The following is a 1350-nucleotide window of genomic DNA, read 5'->3' as shown; positions in this document are numbered from 1 at the left end:
CCCGGCCGCCTCGGCCGGCACCATCGCGGCCAGCCGCAACAGCGCATCCGCCGGCGCGCCGCGCGCGACCAGCGGCGCCAGCGCCTCGGCCCGTGCTTCGGGCAGCACCGCGCCGAGCACGCCCGTCCGTGCCATCAGCGCCACCGTCGCGACCGGGTCGGGCAGCGGCAGGATGCGCTTCAACTCCATCCACACCCGCTCGGCCGATAGCCGCGCGAGACCCGGCACCGCGCGGCGGATCGCCGCCACCGCCGCCGCATCCGGCGCCCCGCGCCCGTAGCGCGCCTGGAAGCGGAAGAAGCGCAGCGCGCGGAGATAATCCTCGGCCAGCCGCGTGTCCGGGTCGCCCACGAAGCGCACGATCCCGGCGGCAAGGTCCGCGCGGCCGGAAAAGTAGTCGTGCAGCAGCGCATCCGCGCCGAGCGACATGGCGTTGATGGTGAAGTCCCGCCGCGCCGCGTCCTCCCGCCAGTCGGTGGTCCAGGCGACCTCGGCATGGCGGCCATCGGTCACGATGTCCCGCCGCAGCGCGGTGACCTCCATCGGCATGCCGTGGCGCAGGACGGTCAGCGTGCCGTGCGACAGGCCCGTCTCATGGACCGCGAAGCCGGCCTCGGTCAGCCGCCGAGCGATCTCCTCCGGCGGCAGCGGCGCGGCGATGTCGATGTCCGCGGAGGCCAGCCCGGCCAGCGCATCCCGCACGCAGCCGCCGACCGCGCGCGCACCGGGCAGGGCGGCCAGGGTCTCGGCCACCGCCGGCAGGTCGAGGAAGGCGGGGCGCGGGGCAAGCGCGACCGGCGCTTCGCTCACCGCCGCGGCTCCGCATGGCCGGGCTCGACGCGTTCGCCCTCGAGCTGCGCGGGCACATAGACCGTCCCGCGCGGCATGCTGCGCGACGTCCCGTACCAGAAGGCCCCGGCCAGCATCAGCGCGACGCCGACCGCGCCCAGCACGAGCAGGATCGTGCTCGGCTGCGCCGAGGGGTTCATCCGCCGCCACAGCCCATAGGCCGCGAAGGGCAGCAGGAACAGGATCGCTTCGATCAGATAGGCCAGGGGAACCTTCCGCGCCGGTCGCGGCCTGAGGATGGGCGCGCCGGCCCGGCGCGTCACCCCCGCTGCGTCACTCGAAGACAGGTCCGGCGCGATGCCGGTCGGCGTCGTGCGCCACCAGGCCCCGCCGGCGCCGCCGCCAAGGTCTCGCCAGGAACCGTGCGCGTCATCGCTGGCCGTGGCGCGCGACGACCGCCGGGCAGATGCGGCAAGCGACACCGCCGCGGCGCGTGACCGAGCCGGCCGCGCGCCGCGCGCCTCATCCCGGCCCGTACAGCGCGGCGACCTCCGGCGCGAA

At 76.1% G+C, this 1350-nt stretch carries 2 protein-coding genes; both read right to left on the bottom strand.

Annotation, left to right across the window (positions count from 1 at the left end; genetic code table 11):
- Window positions 1-810 (bottom strand): CCA tRNA nucleotidyltransferase (locus tag HW577_RS25080; protein WP_198378807.1); only part of this gene is annotated, 810 nt, incomplete at its 3' end.
- Complete coding sequence (locus tag HW577_RS25075) at window positions 807-1112, bottom strand: hypothetical protein (protein WP_198378806.1); 306 nt, start codon at window positions 1110-1112, stop codon at window positions 807-809. The genes HW577_RS25075 and HW577_RS25080, both read right to left, overlap by 4 nt.
- Window positions 1113-1350: the final 238 nt, after the last annotated feature.

It is taken from the genome of Neoroseomonas rubea (assembly GCF_016106015.1).
Lineage (GTDB): Bacteria > Pseudomonadota > Alphaproteobacteria > Acetobacterales > Acetobacteraceae > Neoroseomonas > Neoroseomonas rubea.
Note: the sequence above shows the minus strand (reverse complement) of the source record. Positions and strands in the feature narration are given on the sequence as shown.